The organism is Campylobacter sp. BCW_4338 (genome assembly GCF_001763255.1).
GTDB lineage: Bacteria > Campylobacterota > Campylobacteria > Campylobacterales > Campylobacteraceae > Campylobacter_D > Campylobacter_D jejuni.
Window position 1 is genome coordinate 20,796 of record NZ_MJYJ01000010.1, and the last position, 6,547, is coordinate 27,342.

16 protein-coding genes are annotated in these 6,547 nt (G+C 25.7%); 12 read left to right on the forward strand and 4 right to left on the reverse strand.

Translation table 11 applies throughout. The features are described from left to right. Positions 1-79 precede the first annotated feature (79 nt). The gene (locus AJN69_RS09945; RefSeq protein ID WP_002873586.1) at positions 80-229 is read left to right on the forward strand and encodes a hypothetical protein; all 150 of its coding nucleotides are present in this window, start codon (positions 80-82) and stop codon (positions 227-229) included. On the opposite strand, the gene AJN69_RS00830 is transcribed toward AJN69_RS09945, so the two are convergent. Then, complete coding sequence (locus AJN69_RS00830; protein WP_002881890.1) at positions 226-414, reverse strand: hypothetical protein; 189 nt, start codon at positions 412-414, stop codon at positions 226-228. The two genes, AJN69_RS09945 and AJN69_RS00830, sit on opposite strands and share 4 nt — an antisense overlap. Next, the gene (locus tag AJN69_RS00835) at positions 411-644 is read right to left on the reverse strand and encodes a hypothetical protein (protein ID WP_032599974.1); all 234 of its coding nucleotides are present in this window, start codon (positions 642-644) and stop codon (positions 411-413) included. Before AJN69_RS00835 ends, AJN69_RS00830 begins: the two co-directional genes overlap by 4 nt. A 110-nt stretch (positions 645-754) precedes the next feature. Between AJN69_RS00835 and AJN69_RS00840 the strand changes: the two genes are divergently transcribed. The 4 genes from AJN69_RS00840 (at position 755) to AJN69_RS00850 (ending at position 2,607) form a co-directional block, all read left to right on the forward strand. Next, positions 755-1,426, forward strand: coding sequence for a LexA family transcriptional regulator (locus AJN69_RS00840; protein ID WP_002881985.1), 672 nt, complete (start codon positions 755-757; stop codon positions 1,424-1,426). Between the two features lie 136 nt (positions 1,427-1,562). Then, positions 1,563-1,739: a hypothetical protein gene (locus AJN69_RS09950; protein WP_002819537.1), complete on the forward strand. Its 177-nt coding sequence runs from the start codon at positions 1,563-1,565 to the stop codon at positions 1,737-1,739. A 32-nt stretch (positions 1,740-1,771) separates the two neighbouring features. Next, positions 1,772-2,308, forward strand: coding sequence for a type II toxin-antitoxin system antitoxin SocA domain-containing protein (locus tag AJN69_RS00845; protein ID WP_002819544.1), 537 nt, complete (start codon positions 1,772-1,774; stop codon positions 2,306-2,308). Next, complete coding sequence (locus AJN69_RS00850) at positions 2,290-2,607, forward strand: hypothetical protein (protein ID WP_002881987.1); 318 nt, start codon at positions 2,290-2,292, stop codon at positions 2,605-2,607. The genes AJN69_RS00845 and AJN69_RS00850 overlap by 19 nt, the downstream gene beginning before the upstream one ends. 190 nt (positions 2,608-2,797) lie before the next feature. Here the strand turns inward: AJN69_RS00850 and AJN69_RS00855 are convergent, their stop codons facing one another. Continuing rightward, on the reverse strand, positions 2,798-3,469 hold the full coding sequence (locus AJN69_RS00855; protein WP_126233675.1) for a hypothetical protein: 672 nt from the start codon (positions 3,467-3,469) through the stop codon (positions 2,798-2,800). Between the two features lie 204 nt (positions 3,470-3,673). Between AJN69_RS00855 and AJN69_RS00860 the strand changes: the two genes are divergently transcribed. Continuing rightward, on the forward strand, positions 3,674-3,865 hold the full coding sequence (locus AJN69_RS00860) for a hypothetical protein (protein WP_002783990.1): 192 nt from the start codon (positions 3,674-3,676) through the stop codon (positions 3,863-3,865). Here the strand turns inward: AJN69_RS00860 and AJN69_RS09955 are convergent. After that, positions 3,855-3,995 (reverse strand): hypothetical protein, encoded by a 141-nt coding sequence (locus AJN69_RS09955; protein WP_002881938.1) that lies wholly within the window; start codon positions 3,993-3,995, stop codon positions 3,855-3,857. The genes AJN69_RS00860 and AJN69_RS09955 overlap by 11 nt on opposite strands. Before the next feature lie 51 nt (positions 3,996-4,046). On the opposite strand from AJN69_RS09955, the gene AJN69_RS00865 reads away from it, so the two are divergent. From AJN69_RS00865 to AJN69_RS00880, 6 genes are all read left to right on the forward strand, one after another. Next, on the forward strand, positions 4,047-4,319 hold the full coding sequence (locus tag AJN69_RS00865; protein WP_002881937.1) for a hypothetical protein: 273 nt from the start codon (positions 4,047-4,049) through the stop codon (positions 4,317-4,319). Positions 4,320-4,730: 411 nt separating this feature from the next. Then, the gene (locus tag AJN69_RS09960; protein ID WP_002881936.1) at positions 4,731-4,901 is read left to right on the forward strand and encodes a hypothetical protein; all 171 of its coding nucleotides are present in this window, start codon (positions 4,731-4,733) and stop codon (positions 4,899-4,901) included. Between the two features lie 229 nt (positions 4,902-5,130). After that, the gene (locus AJN69_RS00870; protein WP_070248392.1) at positions 5,131-5,400 is read left to right on the forward strand and encodes a hypothetical protein; all 270 of its coding nucleotides are present in this window, start codon (positions 5,131-5,133) and stop codon (positions 5,398-5,400) included. Beyond that, on the forward strand, positions 5,391-5,645 hold the full coding sequence (locus AJN69_RS00875; protein ID WP_002881934.1) for a hypothetical protein: 255 nt from the start codon (positions 5,391-5,393) through the stop codon (positions 5,643-5,645). Before AJN69_RS00870 ends, AJN69_RS00875 begins: the two co-directional genes overlap by 10 nt. Beyond that, on the forward strand, positions 5,642-5,794 hold the full coding sequence (locus AJN69_RS09965; protein ID WP_002881929.1) for a hypothetical protein: 153 nt from the start codon (positions 5,642-5,644) through the stop codon (positions 5,792-5,794). The genes AJN69_RS00875 and AJN69_RS09965 overlap by 4 nt, the downstream gene beginning before the upstream one ends. Before the next feature lies 1 nt (position 5,795). After that, a partial coding sequence (locus tag AJN69_RS00880; protein WP_070287709.1) for an RloG protein occupies positions 5,796-6,547 on the forward strand: 752 nt, incomplete at its 3' end.

Below are 6,547 nucleotides of genomic sequence, written 5' to 3' on the forward strand. Positions count from 1 at the left end.
GCATTTCATTCCTTAATCCGTTTTAAAAAGTCCTTTGCTATAATTTTTTTGCACCAAATCAAGAAAAGGACTTACCAAAATGGATGACAAAGATTTAAACTTGTTAAAAAACATCCCTTATCTTATGGAAAAAATCAAAGAGTTAGAAAACAGGATAAAACAGCTAGAACAAGCTGCACAACCTAAACCATACTCTACCCAAACTCCAAATTACTTAGGAGAAATCTAAGTCTTAATAAGGCTTAGAATATCCTTTTTGTCTAGTTCTTTATAGTATTTTTCAAGTTTTATAAAATGAGCAATCTTATCCACAATAAGCTCATTAATACTATTAAATCCGCCATCATTTGCCACACTTTGCAAAAGTTCAAAATACTCATCAGGCATCTTAACTTTTAATTCAATCACTTTCATTCTCTATCCTTTCTTTTTCTCCCACGCTTAGGTATGTTTATAATTTCATTCATTGTTTTACTCAAAATTTCAGAATCTCCCCATGCTTCTAATGGAATATTAAATTCATCTTTTAGTTTTAATGCGGTTTTTATATCAACCTTCCTATTGCCGTTAAGTTTTGCATACCAAGAGCTATTGGCTCCTCCAAATTTCAAAGTTATTTTTTTAATTAAATCTATTCTTTTCATAAATATAATTCTACAAAATGGATAATTAAAATTTTCTTAAAATAATCCGATTTGTAGAATTATAAATTATACAATATGTATAATTATTTTGGAATATAAGGTTATAAAATATGAATGGAGAGAATTTAAAGAAACTCTTAAAAAAGCATAATTTAACACAAAATGAGCTAGCAGAGAAATTAACCGCATATGGGTATAGAAATGGACATGGAATTAAAACCGCTGCAATTTCAAAATATGCATTAGGACAAAGAAAAATGACTGCAGAATTTATCGAAGCGGTTATGAAAGTTCTTGGAGAAACTGATGCAAATGTTTTAATATCAGATGAGCCAATTGAAGTACAAAGAATTAGAATTACTGGCTCTGTAAGTTGCGGCTTGCCAATTAATGATGTTTATGAGTGTCAAGATGAATTTACTTATATACCATTATCGCAAAATAAATCAAATTTAAAAGCAGCTAGAGCGAATGGCGATAGCATGTTTCCTATAATTGAAGATGGGGACATTATTATATATGATACAGACAGTTCAAAACCAAGACATGGAGATCTTGTTGTTTATACCTATAATAATAAAATTGCTTGCAAGATTTTTGTAGAAAAGAAAGATGTTGGAGTTATTGAATTTAAACCAGTTAACCAAAGTGATAGTTTTAAAACGACTACTTTTAGGATTGATATCGATGATATCGATGATTTGAAAATCTATAAAGTTGTAAAAATTCAAAAGACACCAAACAACCCAAAATCTAATTTAAAATTGGTAAATGAAAATTGAAATCTTTAAAAATTTTATAGAAGTGGTGGGATGAATTTTAAGCAATGGTTTTATTTTTATTTAAAGTTTTTATTTAACAAAGTGCAGTATAATATAAAATATTTTAGGTTTGTTTAATTATAGAGAAAGAAAACTTATGACAAAAATACAATCATTTTGGAATGGTTTTTACGGTAAGCAAATTAAGATGAAATTATCAAATTATGGAAAATTTCTAATAAGCTTAAAGATGCACAAGCCACAGAAAGAAAAGTTATTTCAGAAAAAAGATAAAAAGAATTTAGTTGTTTTAGCAAATAAATTAGTATCATAAAGATTATATTAATTTCCAAAAAAGGATATATAATGAGGAAAATGGATGCAGCATCGGAAAAAAGATTAATTGAAGCCGTATCTTATCTTAAAAAGATAAGTAAAGACGCATTAATGGCAAGGCTTTATCAAAAAATATTATTTTTATTAGAGTTGAAATATTATCAACAACATTCAAGACCGTTTATCGGTATAAATTTTAAAAGTTATAAATTTGGACCTTTTAGTCTTGATGTAGCAAAAGCTTTAGATGACCCTAAACCAAATTCAGAATGCTCAAACGAAGTTAAAGAAAAAATAGATGAAATATTAAAAGAATATAATCTTAATAGATTTGACCAAAAAACAATGGGAAAATCATTTAAAAAAATGATTGATTATATTCACTCTTTAGTGTTTTATAATCTAACTCCATTCGATTGTGATTTTAACTTTGATAATTATTCTTTTGAAGATTTATTTGAGAGAATTAACTCAAAGCTAGATGGTAAAAAATTAGAAGATGAGAAGTATAAATTTGCTTTAATTAACCAAAAAGCTAAGGAATACGAATGCCTATTCCAAATTTAGCTATTAATATAATAAGATTTTTAGTATCAACCTATAAATTAAAAAACGAAACATATGCTTATAGTGAATTTGGGAAATATATTAGAGTAACATTTTCAAAATTAAATGAAAAAAGTGATGTAAAAGAAATTTTAGATTTAATACGCAATTTCGATGAAAAGAAATTAGTGGAATTTTATGATTTATTAGTTTGCGCAACAAAAAATTTTAAAGATTTCTTAGTAGAATTTAAAGCCAAATTATTTTGTTTTATATGTGAAGAAATGAGAATTGAAATAAAATCCCTTATAAATAAATGAAAAACTCATAATCTTATCATTATTAGCTATTTTAGCTTTTGCTGATTATAATCAATACAAACCAAGTGAAGTTACTTGCAAGTTGGCAAGAGTATAAAAAGTTATAAAGCTGATTGTGGTAAATTTTAGTCTTTATTTTACTTATACCCTCAATACCCCATAAACCTTTTATATCCATCGCAAATAGTTTTTAATCTTCTTCTCGTTCTTTATAGAAATAATTATAAAATTTGTAGCTATCTTTATTAAACCAAAGAGTTTCTTCATTCTCTATTATCGATTTCATCTTATCGCTAAATCCCATTTCGTTTTTTATTTGTTTTTCAATTCCAGAAAAATAAAAATCAATTGTTTTATGTGATGGTTCAAACTTAAAAGAATTTTTCAATTTATCTAATTCATTTTGTAACGTTGGCTGTGATTCTAAAATTTTAAGTTGAAATTTTACATATTCAGCATATTTTTTTAATTTAAAATAATCTTCTATAATTGCTTTTTCTTTCGCTCCATCCATAAAATCAAGTAGCTCATCTTCGATATATTTAATTCTCTCTTTTAATTTTTCTATATATTCTTCACAATTGTCTATGCTATTAGATAAATATCTTAAATCTCTATCTAAAATTTTTCTGTCAACTCCTTTTGCATAAACATATAGAAAAAATATAAAATAAACAAAAAACCAAACTTCATTTTTTAAAAAACTCATAGATATAAAAACGCAAATAAAATACATTACTACACAGAATAGGAGCCATTTAAATTGAAATAAATTAGGAACTTTTAGATAAACATCTTTAATATTTTTTAAATTTTCAATTTTTATTTCACTGATTTTTTTAAAAAGTTCATATTTACTCATTCTATCATCTAGATAATCATCAAATGCTTCTTCTAGTTTATCTTCATATGTTTGATTTTTCAAAAAATATACCCTTTATTTTAATTCATATAACAAATTATACCACAAATATTTTTTAAAAATTATCCAAATTGTATAAATTTTAAGTTTGTTTTAATTATCCATTTTGTAGAATTATTTCAACAAAACAAAAAGGATAAAAAAATGCTAGAGGTTAAATTAGATTTAAGACCTGATATTAAAAAAATGCTAGAAATAGCCTTTGAAAGAAATTATTCAAAAAGTTACGCTTCTTTGGAAGAGTTTTTAGCTAATGTTCTTCATAATGCAGTTAAAAACTTAATCACCAAAGAAGCGTTTGAAAACAAAGGATTTGTTATTTCTCTCAAAGATTAGGAGTTTCGTTTAAAACTTGAAAATCTTTGTCATCTAGTCTTTTTTCAAGGGTTGCGACTTTACTTTCTAGCTCGCTAACTCTTAAAAGAAGATTATTAAGTTGAGCTTTTAAGCTTTGTATTTCGTCCATTACATCACCTTCCTAGAGTGAAAGTGATTATAACTAAAAAAAGGATAAAAAATGAGTTTTACAGATTTTTATTTTGATAGAGAAGAAAAAAGAATTTCTAGCCAAACAAAAGAATTAATTACAAATGAGTTTGAAAGCAAAGAGAATTTAGAAAATATATTTGCAAACTTGCAAGATTTTAAAAACTCTTTGGAAATAAGCTTAGAAGATGATGAAGAAATAGCAATATCCTTACAGGCTTATGGAGATGAATTTATAAGAAATGCTTATGAGCTTTTAGATAGAGTTAGAAAATTCGAAAAACACTGCAAAAAGCTTTTTTAAAAGTTTAACAAGTCCTTTAAAAAAGGGCTTTCTTAAGCTTTTGACCGCTTGAAAATTAAGCTTTACTATTGCGTTGATAGTTCTGTATAGCGGAAGGGTTAGCAAGTTATCCATAAACTTGGCTCGCTATTATTGTTTATAGTGCTATTTTTAAGGTTTTCTTGCACTTTAAAAACGACAGAAAATCAAGAGTTTAAGAAAAAGAAAGTATAATTATAAAGTTTAAGTTGCTAACTTGTCTCGGTGTTGAGAAAGGAGGCTAAAATGATTGAAAAATTAATAACTATTTTAATTCTAATTTTACAATTAGTTTTAGAGCTATTAAGACTTTACAATTAAATAGCCACACTTTTATAAAACACAGACAAATTTTAACCAAATCCGCTTAGCATAAACTTAAACGATTATACAATGCCGAGACTTGCGGATTTACTCGGCTTTATCAAAAATAAAAATAAATTTGATAAAATAACATTGTTTAAGTGGCTAATTTCTCTTGGTGGGGAAGGAGCTATTTTTAATGATAGAAAAGATTTTAAATATTATTTTCTTACTATTGAAAATAGTAAAAAAGTTGATTGAAATAATCAATCAACTAAACTAAAAAACCACTAAAATTATAGAATAGCCTTGCTTAGCCTATACTTAAACAATACTCACGCCAAGAGAGCAAGGCTCTTGGCTTTTCTTAAGCTCCTTTAATGCTTAAATGGGGCAACTTTACTACTTGAGAATTCGCCTTTTTGTTTTATTTCTACTATTTTAAAGAACTCAGTTGTCCCTTTTAAGCATTAATCTAAAAGGAGAAAAAATGAAAGCTTATCACACGAAAGAACAAGTCATCATAAAACTAAGTAAAGATGAATATAGAAAAGAAATAAAGCTAAACAAGTCTTTAAAAGATGAAAATAAATCTTTAAAAACTGAAATTTCTAATCTTGAAAATGAAAAAATAGAACTTTTAAAAGAGTTAAAAGACCAAATAGAAGCAAATATGAAAAATATAAAAGAAATTAGCTCTTTGCAAAATAAAATTTATGAGCTTCTTTATGCAAAAGAAAGGTCGAAACTATGTTCTTAAATAGTAAAAAAAATGAAAAAATAAGATATTTAGAAAAAGAAATTCAAAGGCTAAAAGGTGTAATAGCATTAAAAGATACTGCTATAAATGAAATTTCATTGAAACTCGAAGAAGAAATTAAAATCAATGTAAAACTTAGTAATTTTCGTATAAAAATACTTAATGCTTTAGGACTTATAGGCGTTTTTAAAAATGATGATAAGGCTATTAAAGAAGTAAAAAGATTAAAGGATAAAGAATTATGAAAAAACAAACAAAACCGCTAAGTATAAGAATTCCATTAGAATTAAAAGAAGAGTTGCAAAAAATAGCAGATAAAGAATACCGCCCTTTAGCAACTCAAATAGTTAAAATTTTAAGCGATTATGTTAAAATAACCAGTAAAAAGGAGTAATATGACAGAAGAGAAAGAAAACATTGTTAATTTTAAAATAAAAATTATCCATGAAGAAAACATAGAACTTGGGATAATGGCTAATTCTTTGTTAAGTTTTCAAAAATTAATGGATAGTTTTATATCAAAAGAGCACGGTATAACACAAAGTAAAATTTTTTTAGAAAAAGTTGAAACTGGCAGTGATATATATTCTTTGGTTTTTGAAATAGCAGGAGAAGTTTTGCCTATTATTGCACCTATTCAAGCATTAAATGAATTTATAGAACTTATTATATCTTTTAAAAATATCAAATCAAAAAGTATAGAAGAAATAGAAGAAAATCCGCATTTTACTAAGTATAATGCCAATAATTTAAAAAATATATTTGCACCCGTTACTATAAATCAAAATACTTTTTTTATCAATCATAAAGGTGAAGAACTTTTGAGAATAAATAGTGATGAAGCTGAGCTTATTTATGAAAATGCTAATTACATTTGCGAAAAAAAGGAAATTGAATATCAAAAGATACATGAAAATGCTTTGATAACGATGTATAAAACTACAAATAAAATAGACAATAAAACAAAACATAAGGCAAAGTGCGATGCTTTAAGTCCTTATGCGGTTGATGTTAGTTTTAGTGATGAGAAAATAGCCGAAGAAGTTTTGAAAAATCCTTATGGATTTAATTTTTTAGTAGATTTAGAGTATTATAAAAACGATAAAAATAAAATCATTTTATATAGAATTTTTAACATAAAAGATAA

Coding starts and splice junctions, on each gene's coding strand:
- AJN69_RS00860 (WP_002783990.1), top strand. CDS start 3,674: ATGCTAGAGGTTAAATTAGATTTAAGACCTGATATTAAAAAAATGCTA.
- AJN69_RS00855 (WP_126233675.1), bottom strand. CDS start 3,469: ATGAGTAAATATGAACTTTTTAAAAAAATCAGTGAAATAAAAATTGAA.
- AJN69_RS00845 (WP_002819544.1), top strand. CDS start 1,772: ATGAGGAAAATGGATGCAGCATCGGAAAAAAGATTAATTGAAGCCGTA.
- AJN69_RS09965 (WP_002881929.1), top strand. CDS start 5,642: ATGAAAAAACAAACAAAACCGCTAAGTATAAGAATTCCATTAGAATTA.
- AJN69_RS00840 (WP_002881985.1), top strand. CDS start 755: ATGAATGGAGAGAATTTAAAGAAACTCTTAAAAAAGCATAATTTAACA.
- AJN69_RS00835 (WP_032599974.1), bottom strand. CDS start 644: ATGAAAAGAATAGATTTAATTAAAAAAATAACTTTGAAATTTGGAGGA.
- AJN69_RS00875 (WP_002881934.1), top strand. CDS start 5,391: ATGTTCTTAAATAGTAAAAAAAATGAAAAAATAAGATATTTAGAAAAA.
- AJN69_RS09950 (WP_002819537.1), top strand. CDS start 1,563: ATGACAAAAATACAATCATTTTGGAATGGTTTTTACGGTAAGCAAATT.
- AJN69_RS09945 (WP_002873586.1), top strand. CDS start 80: ATGGATGACAAAGATTTAAACTTGTTAAAAAACATCCCTTATCTTATG.
- AJN69_RS00865 (WP_002881937.1), top strand. CDS start 4,047: ATGAGTTTTACAGATTTTTATTTTGATAGAGAAGAAAAAAGAATTTCT.
- AJN69_RS00870 (WP_070248392.1), top strand. CDS start 5,131: ATGAAAGCTTATCACACGAAAGAACAAGTCATCATAAAACTAAGTAAA.
- AJN69_RS09955 (WP_002881938.1), bottom strand. CDS start 3,995: ATGGACGAAATACAAAGCTTAAAAGCTCAACTTAATAATCTTCTTTTA.
- AJN69_RS00850 (WP_002881987.1), top strand. CDS start 2,290: ATGCCTATTCCAAATTTAGCTATTAATATAATAAGATTTTTAGTATCA.
- AJN69_RS00830 (WP_002881890.1), bottom strand. CDS start 414: ATGAAAGTGATTGAATTAAAAGTTAAGATGCCTGATGAGTATTTTGAA.
- AJN69_RS09960 (WP_002881936.1), top strand. CDS start 4,731: ATGCCGAGACTTGCGGATTTACTCGGCTTTATCAAAAATAAAAATAAA.